The organism is Microthrixaceae bacterium (assembly GCA_023957975.1).
GTDB lineage: Bacteria > Actinomycetota > Acidimicrobiia > Acidimicrobiales > Microtrichaceae > JAMLGM01.
Genome location: JAMLGM010000001.1, coordinates 147,180 through 163,446, shown reverse-complemented (window position 1 = coordinate 163,446; position 16,267 = coordinate 147,180). Strand labels below are relative to the sequence as shown.

15 protein-coding genes and 1 tRNA gene are annotated in these 16,267 nt (G+C 64.6%); 8 read left to right on the top strand and 8 right to left on the bottom strand.

Annotation, left to right across the window (positions count from 1 at the left end; translation table 11 throughout):
• Positions 1 to 475: 475 nt before the first annotated feature.
• From M9952_00770 to M9952_00755, 4 genes are all read right to left on the bottom strand, one after another.
• Positions 476 to 979: a hypothetical protein gene (locus M9952_00770; GenBank protein MCO5311464.1), complete on the bottom strand. Its 504-nt coding sequence runs from the start codon at positions 977 to 979 to the stop codon at positions 476 to 478.
• A 232-nt stretch (positions 980 to 1,211) separates the two neighbouring features.
• On the bottom strand, positions 1,212 to 4,061 hold the full coding sequence (locus M9952_00765) for an ATP-binding cassette domain-containing protein (GenBank protein MCO5311463.1): 2,850 nt from the start codon (positions 4,059 to 4,061) through the stop codon (positions 1,212 to 1,214).
• A 43-nt stretch (positions 4,062 to 4,104) separates the two neighbouring features.
• Positions 4,105 to 5,361, bottom strand: a complete 1,257-nt coding sequence (locus M9952_00760; protein MCO5311462.1) for an ABC transporter substrate-binding protein — start codon at positions 5,359 to 5,361, stop codon at positions 4,105 to 4,107.
• 70 nt (positions 5,362 to 5,431) lie between these two features.
• Entirely contained in the window at positions 5,432 to 6,238 is an 807-nt protein-coding gene (locus M9952_00755; protein ID MCO5311461.1) for an ABC transporter ATP-binding protein, read from the bottom strand.
• 195 nt (positions 6,239 to 6,433) lie between these two features.
• Between M9952_00755 and M9952_00750 the strand changes: the two genes are divergently transcribed.
• Positions 6,434 to 6,850, top strand: coding sequence for a hypothetical protein (locus M9952_00750; protein ID MCO5311460.1), 417 nt, complete (start codon positions 6,434 to 6,436; stop codon positions 6,848 to 6,850).
• An 88-nt stretch (positions 6,851 to 6,938) separates the two neighbouring features.
• On the opposite strand, the gene M9952_00745 is transcribed toward M9952_00750, so the two are convergent.
• The 3 genes from M9952_00745 to M9952_00735 form a co-directional block, all read right to left on the bottom strand.
• Positions 6,939 to 7,313, bottom strand: coding sequence for a type II toxin-antitoxin system VapC family toxin (locus M9952_00745; protein ID MCO5311459.1), 375 nt, complete (start codon positions 7,311 to 7,313; stop codon positions 6,939 to 6,941).
• Positions 7,314 to 7,361: 48 nt separating this feature from the next.
• A complete protein-coding gene (locus M9952_00740) occupies positions 7,362 to 7,607 on the bottom strand; it encodes a hypothetical protein (GenBank protein ID MCO5311458.1) in 246 nt (81 codons plus the stop codon).
• Between the two features lie 115 nt (positions 7,608 to 7,722).
• Entirely contained in the window at positions 7,723 to 9,426 is a 1,704-nt protein-coding gene (locus tag M9952_00735; GenBank protein ID MCO5311457.1) for a class I SAM-dependent methyltransferase, read from the bottom strand.
• A 125-nt stretch (positions 9,427 to 9,551) separates the two neighbouring features.
• Here M9952_00735 and M9952_00730 point away from each other — a divergent pair, with 125 nt between their 5' ends.
• From M9952_00730 to M9952_00720, 3 genes are all read left to right on the top strand, one after another.
• Positions 9,552 to 10,244, top strand: a complete 693-nt coding sequence (locus M9952_00730; GenBank protein ID MCO5311456.1) for a hypothetical protein — start codon at positions 9,552 to 9,554, stop codon at positions 10,242 to 10,244.
• A 476-nt stretch (positions 10,245 to 10,720) separates the two neighbouring features.
• Positions 10,721 to 11,311 (top strand): DUF2384 domain-containing protein, encoded by a 591-nt coding sequence (locus tag M9952_00725; protein MCO5311455.1) that lies wholly within the window; start codon positions 10,721 to 10,723, stop codon positions 11,309 to 11,311.
• Positions 11,308 to 11,994 carry an RES family NAD+ phosphorylase gene (locus M9952_00720; GenBank protein MCO5311454.1) on the top strand — a complete coding sequence of 229 codons (687 nt, stop codon included), beginning with the start codon at positions 11,308 to 11,310 and terminating at the stop codon, positions 11,992 to 11,994. The genes M9952_00725 and M9952_00720 overlap by 4 nt, the downstream gene beginning before the upstream one ends.
• 141 nt (positions 11,995 to 12,135) lie before the next feature.
• On the opposite strand, the gene M9952_00715 is transcribed toward M9952_00720, so the two are convergent.
• Positions 12,136 to 12,222 (bottom strand) — tRNA-Leu (locus M9952_00715).
• Between the two features lie 106 nt (positions 12,223 to 12,328).
• On the opposite strand from M9952_00715, the gene M9952_00710 reads away from it, so the two are divergent.
• From M9952_00710 to M9952_00695, 4 genes are read left to right on the top strand one after another with little or no spacing between them, the layout of a single operon-like run.
• Positions 12,329 to 12,988 carry an FHA domain-containing protein gene (locus M9952_00710; GenBank protein ID MCO5311453.1) on the top strand — a complete coding sequence of 220 codons (660 nt, stop codon included), beginning with the start codon at positions 12,329 to 12,331 and terminating at the stop codon, positions 12,986 to 12,988.
• Entirely contained in the window at positions 12,988 to 13,539 is a 552-nt protein-coding gene (locus tag M9952_00705) for an FHA domain-containing protein (protein ID MCO5311452.1), read from the top strand. Before M9952_00710 ends, M9952_00705 begins: the two co-directional genes overlap by 1 nt.
• Complete coding sequence (locus M9952_00700; protein MCO5311451.1) at positions 13,539 to 14,894, top strand: Stp1/IreP family PP2C-type Ser/Thr phosphatase; 1,356 nt, start codon at positions 13,539 to 13,541, stop codon at positions 14,892 to 14,894. Before M9952_00705 ends, M9952_00700 begins: the two co-directional genes overlap by 1 nt.
• Positions 14,891 to 16,267, top strand: a complete 1,377-nt coding sequence (locus M9952_00695; protein ID MCO5311450.1) for an FtsW/RodA/SpoVE family cell cycle protein — start codon at positions 14,891 to 14,893, stop codon at positions 16,265 to 16,267. Before M9952_00700 ends, M9952_00695 begins: the two co-directional genes overlap by 4 nt.

Here is a 16,267-nt window from a genome sequence, read left to right as displayed (position 1 = left end):
CAAGCCAGCGATGGACATCTCCGTCGTTGCGAGCGACTTTAGTAGCGTCGCCTTAGTCTGGGCCACCGCGCAGAAGGCATGGAGCAGTCTCTCGTCGCTAGCATCTGACGGTGTCGAGAGCATAGGAGCCCAAGATCCTTTGGGCCTAGGACTGCTGAGAGGCAGCTACTGTGCTCCGGCATCCACAGCGATAGTTCTGCTGAAGGTCGACGTTGGACCGGGCGAGATCGTAGAAATTGTAGTCGAGATCGCTAGCGGACTGGTCTGCCGTGTGGACTATTCGGCTCATGTCCAAGGTCCCGATCTGACGCTGGCCTGCGACTTGGACACCATTGCTGGGTGCCTGTCAGGTGACTTGGCGTTCGAATCCGCAGTCGCTCGGGGGCTGTTGGAATGCTCCGGAGAGATCGGGATTATCGGATACGTAGTCGGAGCTATGTTTCGAGACTCGATTGTCAACATGAGTGAACGGGTACTAGCGATTGAGCGACTGGAGCAACTTCGAGCCTGCCGACACGAGTTGGTGATGGCCGTCGCAGAAGGTTCCTGAACGTACCTTGGAGTTCTCCAGCGTCGGAAAATCTGAGCCAGGAAGGATCGTCCTGAGCGTGTCGAGAAGTCGTCCGGCATTGTCAGGGACTGGGGTGTCCCAGTTGTTGTCGAGGGGTTCAGGCAGCGATCGGGGCGGTCTCGTTGCTGGCGGTGTCGCAGGCGCCCGGTAGGGCTCGATGTTGCGGGTATGGCGAGGATGATGCCGGTTCGCCACCGCGATTGGGAGTTGCGCGATCCGACCCGGCTGGTCGATCACCAACCCCGCAACCCCGCAACGCCGTGCTCTGGGCTCGTTGATCACAGCGATGAAGTTGGCCTGATCGTTTGTGACTGACCCTGCAAACAGCGATTCGCCGTCCTCGCGGAAGCGTCTTTCCTTACCGACATCGAGTCGGATCCAGACATCGACGTCCTCTGGTGTGCTCACTGTGGCTCCTTCCATTCGGGTTGCGGGAAGGAAGGCTGTCCGCGGCGCGTTCACCGTCATCCACCTTACGAAACGACGATCAGTCACATGTCCCCATCAGAGGTTCACCCGCCCACTCGGCCGTGCTGGCGGCCACACCGCATACCCCTTGCCCGGGCCATTGTGGTGACACGGGGCCATGAGCCATACCGACACCGCCCGGCGGCCGCTTGGGTGGGATCCTGTGGAAGGCTCAGGCGCCGAGGTAGGAGGCGCCGAGCTTTCCGATGTCCACCTCGTCGGCCGGACCGTGCCACGCCACCCGGCCAAGTTCCATCAACACGACCTGATCGGCCAGCCGCAGCGCTCCTCCGGCCTGCTCCTCGACGAGGACCAGCGCCGTTCCGAGGTCGCGAAGCTCTGCGAGTGCGTCGAAGACGATCTGTGATGCCTTGGGCGAGAGTCCGAGCGCCGGTTCGTCGGCGATGAACACCTTCGGCGGATTCGCAAGCGCGACGGCCATTGCCAACTGTTGTTGCTCGCCGCCCGACAACAGTCCGGCGAGTTGTCGGTGACGCTCAGCAAGGATGGGGAATCGCTGCTTTGCCGCGAGCCGTTGCTCGTCGGTACGCAACCGGATGGCGAGGTTGTCGTCGACGCTGAGGCCGGGAAACACGCCGCGGGCTTCCGGAGCCAGCACGAGCCCGGCACCCGAGCGGTGATGGGGAGCCTGAGCTGTGACGTCAGCACCGTCGAAATCAACGCTGCCCGAACTCGCGGCGACGGTGCCACTCATCACCCCGCACAGGGTGGACTTGCCGGCCCCGTTTGGTCCGAGCACGGCGACGACTGAGCCTGGGCGTAGCGCCAGGTCAACGCCGTGCAGCACTGCGACATCGCCGTATCCGGCATGGACGTTGCGTACGACGAGGACGGCGTCGTCGGCCTGGACTGCCAAACGCGGGTCGGGCTCGCCACTCGCAGCCTTCTGTGCAGTCTCCGTTGCGTCGCGTGCTGTCTCGGTTGTCGCGGCTTGTGAGTCAGCGCCCGGTGAGGGTGCCGCTCGCTCCGCCCGACTGCGTCGGCGTTCACGCATCGCGGTGGCGACCTCGGCGAGCGCGCCGTCGGGTTCGCGGGCCAGGCTGATGGCTCCGAGGCCGAACATCAGCGCGGCGAGTTCGGGGTTGGCGATGAGGTGACGTACCGACTCGGGAATCGACGACCAGGGTGCGCCGGTCCATCGCCCGCCGATGCCGGCGAGTACGACCGGCAGCGCTGCGTACACGATGCCGGCGATCACGGCTCCGCCGGGGCGACGGATACCGAAGGTGACGGCGACGGCAAGCCAGATCATGCCGAGCAGCGGCGGCGCGCTGAGGTTGGTCATCGGGCTGTTGACCAGGGCGAACCACGCTCCGGCGAATCCGGCGAGTCCGGCCGACAACCCGAAGAGCATGAGCTTTGCCCGCATGGGCGCGACGCCCGAGGTTGCGGCGGCAACCGCAGAGGATCGAATCGCCAACAACGTGCGCCCGGTCGCGGAACGCTGAAGGTTGCCGATGAGCCCGACGACGGCCAGGACCATGACCAGTACGACGAGGAACAGGGTGTTGTCGTCGTTGAGGTCGATCGGGCCGTAGACCGGCTTGCGCACCGACCAGCCTCGCGAACCGTTGCGAACACCTTCGAGTTGGAAGACAAGACGGTCGCCGACGAAGGCGAGTGCGAGTGTCGCAAGGGCCAACGTCAAGCCGCCGAGTCGAATGGACGGCAGGGCGACGAGGATGCCGACAGCGGCCGTCACGACGACGGCGAGGATGACCGCAACCCAGAACACGATGCGCCCGTTGTCCATCAGCACTGGCACGGTGGATGGCCACTGGTGGTTGACCAGGAACCCGACGGTGAAGCCGCCGACGGTGACGAAGGTGGCTTGGGCCAGGTTGATCATGCCGCCGATGCCGGTGACGACGACGAACGACAAGAAGATGAGGGCGAACACCAGCCCTCGGGTGAGGATCCCGGTCCAGTACGGGGTGGCGATCGCGACCGTGTAGAAGGTGAACAGAACGCCGGCGATGATCCAGGGGAGTCGGCGGCGCCACGGCGAGAGGTCGTCGCGCGGGTCGGGTCGAGGTGCTTCCTCGGCAACCGATCCGGCCTCCCGGCCGCGGCCCTGCACGAAGAACAACAGCACGAACATCAACAGGAATGGCACCGAGGATCGGAATCCGGAGATCGACGTGAGAGCCGCCGGGGCGTAGCCATAGACGAGGTTCTGGATGATGCCGAGGGCGATACCGGCGACGAAGGCCCACGGGACCGAGGTCAGCCTCGCCGCCACCGCTGCGGTGAACGAGATGAACACGATCGTGTGGAACGTGTGTTGTGACAGGTCGAACAACGGGGCGATCAACACCCCCGCGCAACCGGCGAGCAGGGTGCTGAGTGCCCAGACGATTCGCGATGAGCGGTCGGTGTCGATGCCGCGGAGTCGGGCCAGTGTCGGCCGGTCAACCGCGGCGCGGGTCTCGAGGCCGAATCGGGTGTGGCGCAACAGGAACCACAGACCGCCGGCCGCCAGGGCGGCCAGGATGAGGACCGCGAGTTGGTCGGAGTTGATGGCGACCCCGCGGGTGAGCGACCAGGTGCGAGCCGGAGTCGGTCCGATGCCGGGCGGGGCGATCCCGGCATCGCCGGCGACGTTGGCCATGTCGGAGCCGACGATGGTGTTGATGACGTCGATGAGCCACAACGCTGCCGCCGGCAGGGCGATCAGAATGCCGACCGTGCCGACGAGCCGGGCGGCCTCGGGAGCAGCGGATAGACGCCGAAAGATGAGCGAATCGAGCGCGACGCCCAGCAGCGGTGCGACGATCAGGATCGACACGATCGCCGCGGGAAGGATCGGCCAGCCGAGGCCACCCGCCTCGGTCGGCTGATGCAGTTGGAAGTAGGTGAGGGCGGTGGCGAAGGCCACCGCCCCCTGCCCTACGTTGAAGATGCCCGACGCCTGATAGGTCAACACCAAGCCCGATGCCATGACGGCATAGAGGCCGCCGGAAACGGCGCCGGCGATGACGAGGCTCCAGAATTGGATCACGTCGCCCCCTTGTGGCGGCGGGTGGGGTCGTCGGGCATCACGGTCACTTCACGTCGATGTTGGTGCCGCACTGCAGTGCTTGGAACGGCACGAACTGGGCGTTTTCGGTCTTGGTCAAGACGCTGCATGGAACCGGCTTGGAGTGGTTGTCCGGCCAGGTCGACTCGCCGACCACACCGTCGACTGAATACGTGAACCCATCGTTCATGGTTGCCAGGAAGTTCTCGACCGTCAGGTCCTCACCCGTTTCCTCGAGACCCTTGATGAACATGTCGGCAGCGAGGTATCCGGTGATCAGCGCCAGGCTCAGCTGCTGATCCGGCTTGATGGCGTGCACCGATTCGAGCAGGTGTGCGAGCCCTTCGATTTCCGGATCGACGCCGACCTGGGTGTTGATCAGAATGCCCTCATATCCGGGTTGACCGAGCAGCAGCGGGCTGAACGACGGCGAGATGATGACACCGTCGTAATCGGCCTGTTGCAGCGCATCGGCGATCTTCGTTCCGGACAGGGTCGCCTGCAGGTAGATCACGTCGGGGTCTTCGGCGAGCAACGCTGACACGAACGGGCTCACGTCACCCACCTGTTCCGGCGGTGCGGGCATCGCCGGCTCGGAATAGACGATTTCGAATCCCTTGTCCTCGACCGACGCGCCCAGCAGGGCCAGACCGCCGCGCCCGGCATCGTTGTCCTCACCGATGAACGCGATCGTCTTGTTGGTGTCTCCGTCGAAGTAGTCGGCCAGCACGGTGCCGAGCGCATTGGATCCGACCGTGAGGTCCGGGTTGGTGACACATCCGGTGACACCGAAGGCGATCTCGTTGTTGCAGAACGCCGGCGTGATGCCGTAACCGAAGGTCGGGATGTTGTTGTCGACGATGTAGTCGGTGGCCCCGAACGTTCCGGCCATCACCGGCAACAGCGCGAAGACCTCGTCTTGTTCGACGAGGGCGCGAACCAGGTCGAGGTCTTTGGTCGCGTCGTTGTTGTTCTCCTGGGCCCCGATGAACTCGAGGGTGCGGCCGTGGACCCCGCCGGCGTCGTTGGCCTCCTTGATCCGGGCTTCGACACCGACCGATGCGTCGCCGAAGTACACGCCGTACTGGACGCCGCCGACCTTGATCGAGGTATCGGTGATGCCGCGTGTGGTGCGCGTCTGCGGCGCTGTGGACTCGGTCGAGTCGTTCTTGGCGGTCGTGTTCGATGATGCGGTGTCATCGACCGATTCCGAGCAGGCGGCCATGAACATCATCGCGGCGCTGAGTGCGACGGCGCCGATTCGGTGGGTTCGTTTCAGCATGGGTGGTGGTCTCCTGGAGTGGTCGGCCGAAGGGCCGGGTTGGGTGCCTCGCGTCGGACGTTGTGAACGCCTACACCGAGGTTGTGGTCCCGAGGTACGCATCGTGCACCTTGGGGTCGTTGCGGACTTCGTCGGGAAGGCCGTCGGCAATGAGCTCGCCGAGGTGCAATACGAGCACCCGGGAGCAGAGGTTCATGACAAAGGGAACGTCGTGTTCCACGAGCAGGACCGCAGTGTTGTTTCGTTCGGCGACCTCAGCGACGAGGTCGCCGAAGCGTTGTGCCTCGGCGTGATCGAGCCCCGAAGTCGGTTCGTCCAAAAGCAGCACCGACGGTTCGTCCATCAGCGTGCGGGCAAGTTCGACGAGTCGAGCGGTTCCGATGGGCAGCGCAGCCGCGGATCGATGGCGAAGATCGGCGAGGCCGCACTGTTCGAGGACATGGCCGGCCCGTTCGCGCCGTTCGCGCTCGCGATGGCGCCGGGTCGGCGCAGCGATCAGGTCGGCGAGCACCCCGCCGCCACCGCCTTTCCATTCGGTGGCCACGAGGAGGTTCTCCTCGATGGTCAGCCACCCGAAAAGTTGCAGCCGTTGAAAGGTGCGTCGCATTCCGGCACGCGCCCGGCGATGTGGCGACCAACGGGTGATGTCGACCCCATCGAGCAGCACACGACCCGCGTTTGGAACGCGAACACCGCTGATGACGTCGAAGAGCGTGGTTTTGCCGGCGCCGTTGGCGCCGATCAACCCGCAGACCTGACCCGCGGGGATGGCGAAGCTCACCTCCGTGAGAGCCATGACGCCACCGAAGTTCACGCTGACCGACTCGACGGCGAGTGACGCCGTGGTCGGCGCTGCGTTGGTCGTGGCATTGCTCACTCGTCCTCCCCTCAAGTTGACGTAGGTCCCGGTCGGGCCGCTCGCACACGTGAGCGTTCGGTCCGTACGGGTGACAACGTGGGCTGCATGCTATCGAGACAGGCGACACATTCGTCGCGTTCGTGTCGATCATTCCGTCCAGGTTCTGCTTTGTCGGTGGCTCTACGATGTGGGCTGAGCGGGGATGGAGGAGCCATGAGCGCAGCACCGAATTCCGACACGACATCTGCCCCGGGGTTGAAGAACCTCAGCGGAGCAACGCAGATCGAAGTTGAACAGGCCCTCGACCGCCATGGCTTCGTAGGGCAGTTCGGTGCGCGCAAGGGCGGCATGGTGCTGTGCTTCGAGTGCCGCAGCGAGTTCTCCGCCGAATTGGTGGATGCAGACGCAGCGAGTCGGATCGAAGGGGCCTCCGACCCGTCGGATATGGCCGTGGTAGTGCCGACGACTTGTCCGTCCTGTGGAACCTCAGGAACGCTCACCATGCAATACGGTCCGTTGAGCAGCGAGGAGGAATCCGAGGTCCTCGCGTTGATCAGCCGTAAGGCACCGATCCCCCCGCTCGATCCGGATGGCCACACGGCGGTGAATGCCCCGAACCCGCCGCACTGACCCCGCCGCACTGACGGTGTCGCACTGACGGTGTCGCACTGATGCTGTTGGAACGCCTGGTGAACGCTGTCGGCGATGGTGAGCCGACCTACTGGCCGGCAACGATGATCCGACAGAGCGGCCCGGGCGCAGCGGCGAGTCGGGCATCGAGCGTGACGAGCGGTGCGTCGAGGGCCTCCGCGAGTGCCACGTATAAAGCGTCGTAGCTTCGAACGTTGTTGCGAAGCTCCCAGGCCCGTGGCATCAGGAGTCGGTGGCTCCAACGCTCTCCCGGCCAGGAGCGAAGATCGTCGACGGCCTGCGACGCAGCGGTCTGGTCGAGGTGGCCGCGGCGCAGGTGAGTCTGGATCACCGCCAGTACCTCGGCGTCGATGAGGTGCGGAGCGCTGAGCGCTTCGCCGGCGGCGAGCAAGGTTCGCAGGTCACGACTCCGAGGGGTGTCCGCTACGACCTCGAACAGCACGCTTGCGTCAACGACGATCACGGAACCGGAGCTGCGGAGTCTTGAGGCTCATGTTTGGTCGCCGGGCCACGGCCCTCGAAGTTCGTCGAGGGCGGCCAGGACGTCATGTGTCTGGATGTCGCAGGGCCGTCGCTCGGTCCGCTTCAGCCATTCGGTGAGCGACGGTCTCGCAGCGATCCGTGTGATCTCGCGTCGCAACAGCTCAGGAACCGACATCTGCAATTCGGCCGCCTGTCGGGCGAGCGCCGCGTACACCTCATCGTCGAGGTCTCGGACTTGGACGGTCTTCGACACAACTGCATCTTAACATGCAGAATTGCATCTCCAATCGGTGGTTCGGGCCACGAAGGCGTCGACCACGCCGTCATCGACGGTGTCGGACGCAGCGCTGAGCTGGAGGGTTCTCGGCTCAGTCGAGCAGTCCGCCGTCGGTGAGCGCCCGCTCGATCGCACGACGTTGAGGATGTTCGGCGAGTTCGTTCAGCAGGTTCGCGGCAAGTTGTTTCGCTCGGTCGGTTGGGACGTGCTCACCAGTGGAGGTCGTGAACGCAACCGGCAACATGACCAGAGGAAGATCGTTGACCCCGATGATGCGCACACCGGCGGCCTCGTCGAGGGTGCCGGCACGGAACTGGTCGATCAACTTGGCGATCCTGCCCGAATCGAACCAGTCGCGACGTGACTTCGGGCGCTGCGAACCGGCGTCTCGGAGGTCGATGACCACCGCAGACGCGGTCCGGTTGGTTCCAAGCACCGCGATCAGCGGGTCGAAACGACTCCCCGTCTTCACCGCAGCCGGCAACAACACCAGCGCCTCCAGACGTCCGAACCCGAGTTCGAGAGCGGATCCCCGGAAGGTGCTGCCCCAGTCGGGCAGGATCGCCGATGTCGTTGCGATGACGGCACGCCCTCCCGGCCGCAGCGTCTCGTTGACCGTCCTGATCCACCGGAACAGGTCGCGTTTGCCAGCCGTCGTCGGCAGGTCGCTGAGTATGACGTCAGCGGTTCCGGCGTGCCCGGTTTGCTTCAAGGCATCGCCAACCCGAAGCTCGATCGGCAGTGACCGCAGCCAGAACCGGATCCGGGTCACCCGCGCGACGGCGGGATCCAGTTCGTTGGCGCAGAGCGCGATGTCAGCCGTCACGCCATGACGTCGTGAGGCCCACAGCAGCAACTCTCCGATCCCAACGCATGGATCGGAGATGACCATTGGCCCGTCGTGATGGCCGGCTGTAGTGCTCGCCCCCAACTCGACGATCAGGTCGGTGAGCTCGTGAGACGTGATGTTCGCCTGGCCTGAGCGGTTGACGCCGCTGAGCGACTCGAGCGCATCGTCGAGTAGCGGCGCGGGATCGAGGCCGGCGTCGAGTCCGGCGTCGAGGCGGCGCACGAGCGCGGCGGGCACCACGGCGAGCCGCTGTGCGATGGATCCGGTCTCACCGACGAGGTCGCCATATCCGTCGACGTCTCGCAGCGCCGACAATGAGGACTTCAACGTCCGGACGAGTTTGGAAGCGGTGCTGTGTTCGTAGACGGTGTGCAGACGCTGGGCCCCCGCTGAGCGCGAGCGCTGCACGGCGAGCGCTATGAGTACCGCCGCCAACTCGAATGAGTCGTTGTCGCTCGACATGACGAGAACGGCGCGACTCCAGGCCCACCGGTGGATTGGCCGAAATTCATCGCCATCAACACGTCGCCGGGTGACGAATTCGATGGCCTCGTCGGCGGCGAATCTCGGGCTGCGCCCGCCGACGACCGGTCGCGGGAAGCCCTCTTCTTTCGACCACCGCGAAACGGTCGGCAGATCGCGTTCGGCGAGGTCGGCGATGTCGGACAGCGAGACCAACACGTCGCCGGTCAACTCGTCGAAGGTCGACAAGGACGCTCGCCGCTCGGCGTTCGGCGGTTGCTCGGCCGTTTGTACTCGGACCGCATCCTCGAGCGAACGCCCTTCGGAGCGATGCCATTCTGCGGCGTAGTGGTCGATGCCGGCGCGGTGCCATTCACCTGCGGCGACGCGGTCGAGGCCTGCCCTGCCGTACCCCTTGAGTTCGGAGGTTGACGGGTGCGAACCAGGGGTGGATGTGGGTGATTCGCCGTCGTTTGCAACCATCTCAACAATCTATCGGTTCATCTCACTTTTGTGTATTAACACAACTGAGTTGTGCTGTTTCAGTGCTCCTTGCAGGCCGACCGGAACTGCACCACCGAATCACGACATCAACGACTGGGGATCCCATGAACGACTTCAACGAATCGAACGCCGACGCCTCATGGACCGACAATTCACACGTCGGGGAGTGCTTCGGAAGCGGTCAACACGACGTGGAGGCATGGGACGTCGACGCAATCCTCGACATCGATATCGACGATCCGGAGGTCGAGGCGGTCGCTCTCGCCTTGCGCAACGAGGTCGCCGATTGGGTGGCGCAGGCGCCGCTGACCCTGGTCAACGACAGCATCGCGAACGCGTTCCACCAGACAGCGGGCAACCTCGGCCTCCGCGATCAGGCCATCGCCTGGGCGTTGGAGGTCCGCTCCAACCTGCGGGAAGGCGAACGGGCGGCCATTGCCGGCAACGTCGAGTCCATTGCGGCGCTGCTCGCCGTGTGCGCCACCGACCCTCGGCCCAGCGTTCGCGCCGCGATCAGCGTGAACCGCCTGTGCGTCGACGCCAGAGTCCAATGGGCGCTGACCCGCGACGACGACCCGCTCGTGGTGCTGTCGTTCCTCGAGAACGCTGAACCAGGCCGAGAGCAGATCGAGTGGCTCATTCGCCACAGCGAGTGGGACACCGTGCGATACCAGATCGCCAGGCGTCGACTCGCCACCGACCTCCTCGAGCTGTTGACCGACGATTCGAATCAGCGAGTCGCAGCACTTGCGACGAAACGTCTGGCCGACCGCCTCGCGAAGAGGAGCGCACGATGACCGACGACCTGAGCGTGCGGCTCTTCCTCGACCGCCGGTCGAGACACCACCGATCGAGCTCAATGCGCCGCCCGAGCGTGGATCGACAGTTCCGGATTGCGCATCTGGAGCGGCAGGTGGGAATCGAGGGTCTTCACTACATTTCGCCTCGAGGAGTATCTGCGACGAGTGGAGCAGCTTGAACTCGACAAGTTCGAAGGCATCGTGAGCTTGCCGCCCCTCCTCCACCGCTCGAACAAGTGGGTCGCCGAGCAGCCCGCCGGTCAACGCTTTCTACGAACTCCCGACTCCGTAGAAAGCAGTCCGTCAGGTCATGAGATCGGCGATCAGCTGTGCAGCTCCGACCACTGGGTACCGAATCGTGCCCCTCCATCACGGGCGCCACGTCGAGGTGGTCGACGTGGCGCCACGGGCCGCCACCTGACTGCGCCTACCGTACCTGCAACTACTTCGGCATACTGGTTGGCATGGTTGCAATGACGACACCGAAGCCGAAGGCCAAGCCGAGGAAGGTTCCAGCGGGCAAGGGCGCCGTTCCTTCGCGCTCGGTCGTCAAGCGACCGGACTCGCTTCGTGAAGTCGTCGAGGTTTCACTCGACGACGTCGCCGATCGCAGCCTGGCTCCGAAGACGATCGAACTCATCGAGACGATGGTGCGCGACGTGATCGAGCATGACCGGGGCGCAGAGGCAGACGAGTGGGAACGCCTCGTTGGCGCAGTGCTCACCCCGAAGGTCACATGTGAGCTGTTGGGTATCTCCCGCCAGGCGTTGGACAAGCGACGCAAAGGCGCGAAGGTGCTTGCGGTGCCAACCGTTGCGAACCGTTGGGTGTACCCCCTCGCGCAGTTCGATGTTGATGGGTCCGGACTCGTGGTGAACCCGACGGTGGAGCATCTTGCACCCTCCCTTGTGGAAGCAAACAGCCACAGTGGCGCTGTGCGCTGGCTGGCGACGCCTAACCGACAACTCGAGGGCCGAGCCCCGTGGGATGCGATCGATGACGGCGACAGCGACGCGGTCATCGCGGCCGCACAGCGTCAGATCGCTGCGTGGAGCGGCCGGTGACGTTACGGGACCCGTACCGCGACATCTCGAAGTTTCCAGTGATGGTGCTGGCCGAAGGCACCGCGCTGTGGCGCGTCACCAAACGAGAATTTGCAGCGGAACCGTGGTTCTTCGCCACTGATGCCAACGGCCGGTTCAACCTCGTCCTTCCTCGACCCGAAGGAACCTGCTACTTCGCCGACGACGCCGAACCCTGCGTCGCAGAAACGCTGTGGCGTGACAGAGAACCAACGGGCGACCCCGACATCGTTCCCGACATCACAGCCGAGGAAGCCGCAAACTACTGCGCTGTCCGAGTCACCCTCGAGCGTGACTACCGATGTGCGGACCTCACGTTCGCGAAGGGCACCCGGATCTCACAGGCCTTCGGGTTCAACAGCGAGATCAACACCTCAGTGAGCTATCTGTACCCCCAACAGTGGGCCGACGCGTTCGCTGAAGAAGGACTCGATGGTGTGGCCTACGTCGCGTCACGAACCTTTGGCGCATCCAGCTACGCGCTGTTCGGTCCCGCGGGACAGACATCGACCGCAGCGACCGAAGTCCATGAGCTGTCACCGAGGTTCCTCAACGACCACAACATGGCACCAGCAAGGCGGCACCCGGGCTCAGGCCATCGACTGATCGCTGACAACGCAGAGGCACTCGCTGAACGTGCCCAGGGACGAGTCCGCAGGCGTTGACCAGCGAGGCTCAGAAGCTCGGCGCTGAGCAGTTCAGTGAGCGCGTCACCGGCCACCGAGGTGGCTTGAAATGCAAGAGTCGCCGACCCACTCTCGTGGCTTCGGCGACTCTCAACAGTCTGAGTTCATGTAACGAACATCTGGTGCGGGAGGGGGGACTTGAACCCCCACGCCCTTTCGGACACAGGAACCTGAATCCTGCGCGTCTGCCAATTCCGCCACTCCCGCAAGAGTAAGCGTCGCAACAATAGCCGCGCTCACGAGGAAGTGGTAGCTGAGATCGGCCTCCCGTCGTGGCCCGATCGCGACATGGTGGCCAAGTAGCCTTCGCGCCGTGGGGTTGTCGAACTTCGAACGAAAGCTCGAGCGCGGTGTGGAAGGCGTCTTCGGCCGCGTCTTTCGCAGTGAGGTTCGCCCCGTCGAGATCGGCCGCAAGCTCGTCCGGGAGATGGACGTCGCCCGTACGGTGGGCGTCAACGGTCAGACATTGGTACCGAACAGCTACCTGGTCGTGGTGAGTCCATCGGATCACGAGCAGTTCGCCGACATGGTCGACCCGCTGTCCGGGGAGTTGATGGCACTGCTCAAGCAGCACGCGAAGGACGAGCGATACCGATTCGTGGGTCCGCTCGCGGTGAGCTTCGAGGTGGACGAGCAACAACGTCCCGGAGTGGTCGGCATCGACTCCAGGTTTCGTCAGCCGAATGCCGGTGACGTCATGGCCCATCTGCTGTTGCCTGGGGGGCAACGGGTGCCACTCAGCGTCGAAGCGGTTTCGGTGGGACGTTCTCCGGACTGCACGGTGCAACTCGGCGACCAGAACGCGTCGAGGCGTCACGCGGAAATCCGTCCGGTGGAGGGCGGCTACGCGGTGGTCGACCTGGCGTCGACGAACGGCACACTCGTCAACGGTCGTCGCGTCGCTGAGCACATCTTGAACGACGGCGACGACATCACCTTCGGCCAGACCACGATCCGATACGAGAGGGCCTGATGCCCGATCAGTTGCTCACGATCTTCCGGCTCTGTTTCCTCGTGCTGCTCTACCTGTTTTTCTTTCGGGTGCTACGAGCGATCTGGACCGAGGTGAATTCGGTGCCGGCTCCATTCGACGGTCCTGCGCCCAAGCTGTCGCGAAAGGCGAGGAAGGCGATTCGGTCGGCACCCGGTGACGGGGCTGGTGCACCGCCGGCGCCGATCACGACGAGTCCGCCTCCGGAGCCGACTGTTTCGCCGACGACGTCTCGACGTCTCGGCACCCCGAATGCCTTGCGGGTGATCGACCCACCTCACTTGGCGGGCGTCGACTACCCGCTCGCCGACAACCTGATCTTCGGACGCGGGGGGAGCGCGGCCGTGGTGTTCGACGACGCGTTCATGTCGACGTTGCACCTGCGCATCACCGCAACCGGTCGTCGATGGTTTGCGGAGGATCTTGGGTCGACCAACGGCACGTACATCAATCGGGTTCGAGTCACCGGCATCGTCGAGCTTTCCCTCGGTGACCAGATCCAGATGGGCAATGTCGTGTTGGAGGTCGTCTGATGCGTCTGAACGTGGGCGCGGCCACCGATGTCGGCCAGCTTCGAACGCTGAACGAGGACAGCTACGCGGTCGCTGCCGACCTCGTCGCCGTCGCCGATGGCATGGGCGGGCACCGCGCCGGAGAGGTTGCATCCGCGCTTGCGCTGTCGACCTTTCAGCTCGCCTTTTCCAGCCGCGACGAAGCAGCGATGGTCGCGGCGGTCGATGCGGCAAACGCCGCGGTGTTCGAACACGCGTCGAGCGACCTGCAACTGTCCGGAATGGGAACCACGTTGTGCGCGGCGGCGGTCATCGGCGATGGAGAGATCGCTGCCGTCAACGTTGGCGATTCTCGGATCTATCTCTTGCGTGATGGCGAACTGAGGCAGATCTCCGAAGACCACAGCTTCGTCGAGGCCCTCGTTCGCGAAGGCCGCCTGACGCGGGCCCAGGCCGAAGTGCATCCCCAAAAAAACGTCATCACCCGTGCGCTCGGGGTCGAAGCGGACGTGTTGGTCGACGCGTGGACGGTCCCCGTGCAAGACGGCGATCGCATCGTGTTGTGCTCCGACGGGCTGACCAACGAGGTTCCCGAGCAGACGATCGAGGACGCGCTCCGCCAATTCAACGACCCGGTTGAGGTCTGTGGTCGCCTGATCACCCTGGCCAACATCGGCGGCGGTCGCGACAACATCACCGTCGTGGTCGCCGACATCGCCGAGTCGACGACCTCCCCCGAGGTCCTCGAACCGATCGGCCGCCCGATCGAGCGATTCGAGGTTGCAGAACTGCCGAGTGGCGGGGTGGTGGAAACCGCTGATCAGGCCACCGTGATCGCCCCGACCGGTCTGGCACCCTCCGCGGCACCGGTGTCGGAGCCCTCCGAAACGGACGCAGAGGTGGTCGATGCCCCGACGAAGACCGCCGCCCGGCCGCGTCGTTTGACCTGGCGCACCATCGCCATGGTCCTTGCGGTGCTCGCGCTGTTGGGAGCCGCGTTGGGGGCGACGGACTGGTACTACAAACACACCTACTCGGTTGCTGCGAATGGACCGTATGTCGCCATCTGGCAGGGGCCCCGCGACGTGACGTTCCTGTGGTTTCGTCCCAAGGTAAAGAATCCGGATGAGGATCTGCTCGTCGCCGATCTGCCGAGAGCCGAACAGGATCGCGTGCGCAACGGTATCGACAACCTGACCTCCGAAGAGGCGGGCAACATCCTCAAGCAGTATCGCGACGCAACGACCACGACCACCACCACCACGACCACCACAACGACCTCGTCGCCCTCCACCACCGCGGCGCCCGAGTCGGTGGCCCCTGAATCGGTCGCGTCCGAGACCGTTCCACCCGAGGCGACGGCACCGAGCGGATGAGCGTTCCAACGTCTGGCGGCGCGCCCGCTCGAATTCGTACGCCGCGTTCGGTCGAGGCGGGACTGTTGGTGCTCGCCGGACTGATCGTCGCTGCAGCATTTGTTCTCGTCAGCCTCGGACGGTCCCGCGCGTTGCCCGCCGACCTGGTTCCGTTTCTGGTGGGGGTTTTCGTCCTGTTCGCTGCTGCGCATATCGGGGTTCGCCGCCTCGCTCCGCGAGCGGACGCGTTGCTGTTGCCCTCGGCGGTGCTGCTGAACGGTTTGGGGTATGTGTTCATCATGCGTCTCGACCCCGACCTCGGGGCGCAACAGGCGGGCTGGACCGCCGTCGGGGTGGTCGGGTTCATCGGCGTTCTGGCGGTGATCCGGCGCGTTCGCACCCTGGAGGGCCTGCGATTCACCGTCGGCCTCGTCGGCGTGATCCTGTTGATCCTGCCGCTGTTGCCGGGCCTGGGGGTCACGATCTACGGGGCGCGGATCTGGGTGCGGGCGGGTCCGATCAGCTTCCAGCCGGGTGAGTTCGCCAAGCTCGCACTGGCCATCTTCTTTGCCGGTTACCTCGTCGAACGGCGCGAGTTGTTGGGTACCGCGACGTTCAAAGTCGGACCGTTCATGATCCCCGAACCCAAGCATCTGGTCCCCGTGGTGCTCGCTTGGGGGACGAGTCTGGTCGTGATGGTGTTCGAACGCGACCTCGGTTCAGCGCTGTTGTTCTTCGCCCTGTTCATGTCGGTGTTGTGGATCGCCTCGGGCCGAATCTCCTACGTCGCGATCGGCTCGATGCTGTTCGCCGTGGGCGCGGTGTTCGCGTGGAACTCCTTCGGCCACGTCCGCACCCGAGTCGACGTGTGGCTCAATCCATGGGACGACGTGCTGGATTCTGGCTACCAGATCGCCCAAGCCACCTACGCCTTTGCGTGGGGCGGGGTGACCGGCGTCGGGTTCGGTCAGGGCTTCGGCAATCGGGTCCCGGTGGCCGAAAGTGACTTCATCTTCGCCATCATGGGTGAGGAACTCGGCCTGTTGGGCACGACGGCGGTCATCGTGTTGTTCCTCACCATCATCGGCAGCGGATTTCGGATCGCCATGCGTTCGACGAACCCGTTCAACAAGTTGTTGGCCGTCGGACTCACCACGCTGATCGGCTTTCAGTCGTTCATCATCATGGCGGGCGTCACCCGACTGTTGCCGCTGACCGGGCTGACGTTGCCCTTTGTGAGTTACGGCGGATCCTCGCTGGTCAGCAACTGGATGCTCATCGCATTGTTGTTGCGCCTCTCCGATGAGGCCGAGACGCGAGAGGCGCAACGGGTCGCCGAGGACGACCGGGCGGCCGACCTCGGTCTCACCACGACGATCGGGGTCGGCGTGTGA

Coding starts and splice junctions, on each gene's coding strand:
- M9952_00760 (MCO5311462.1), bottom strand. CDS start 5,361: ATGCTGAAACGAACCCACCGAATCGGCGCCGTCGCACTCAGCGCCGCG.
- M9952_00750 (MCO5311460.1), top strand. CDS start 6,434: ATGAGCGCAGCACCGAATTCCGACACGACATCTGCCCCGGGGTTGAAG.
- M9952_00735 (MCO5311457.1), bottom strand. CDS start 9,426: ATGGTTGCAAACGACGGCGAATCACCCACATCCACCCCTGGTTCGCAC.
- M9952_00730 (MCO5311456.1), top strand. CDS start 9,552: ATGAACGACTTCAACGAATCGAACGCCGACGCCTCATGGACCGACAAT.
- M9952_00725 (MCO5311455.1), top strand. CDS start 10,721: ATGACGACACCGAAGCCGAAGGCCAAGCCGAGGAAGGTTCCAGCGGGC.
- M9952_00705 (MCO5311452.1), top strand. CDS start 12,988: ATGCCCGATCAGTTGCTCACGATCTTCCGGCTCTGTTTCCTCGTGCTG.
- M9952_00700 (MCO5311451.1), top strand. CDS start 13,539: ATGCGTCTGAACGTGGGCGCGGCCACCGATGTCGGCCAGCTTCGAACG.
- M9952_00695 (MCO5311450.1), top strand. CDS start 14,891: ATGAGCGTTCCAACGTCTGGCGGCGCGCCCGCTCGAATTCGTACGCCG.